At 62.8% G+C, this 392-nt stretch carries 1 protein-coding gene; it reads right to left on the minus strand.

Translation table 11 applies throughout. The features are described from left to right. Positions 1-392, minus strand: a 392-nt coding sequence (locus tag GO615_RS28410; RefSeq protein WP_211167450.1) for a hypothetical protein, incomplete at both ends; no start/stop codon positions are given.

Below are 392 nucleotides of genomic sequence, written 5' to 3' on the forward strand. Positions count from 1 at the left end.
CATCAGGCCGATGTGGTAAGCGGGCGCTCCCTTGTAGCGATAGCCGTAGACCGGCGTCCCATCGAACAGCGCGCCGACGGCAGCTATATCTTCCTTCAGCCGCATGTCAGACGGCATGAACTTGAACAGGCTGCCGATGCCGTTAGCAATCGCCCCGAACTGCTGCGCTCCGGACAATTGCTGAGTGGTATTCGTCGTCCCGTTGCTCTGCTGGCCGAGTTGCGCGATCGGTACGCCGATCTGCGCGAGCAGGCTCAACGCTTGCACCGGAATGCCGCGCCGCTGCGCCTCCGCCGCGAGCGTTGCGTTGGCGCCGTAGTTCTGCGCATCGAGCGCAGATTGTGCCGCGGTCACGCCTTGGCCCTGGTTGGTGAGATAGTTCTGTTGCATAC

Origin of the sequence: Aromatoleum evansii, from assembly GCF_012910805.1 — a bacterium.
Taxonomy (GTDB): Bacteria; Pseudomonadota; Gammaproteobacteria; order Burkholderiales; family Rhodocyclaceae; genus Aromatoleum; species Aromatoleum evansii.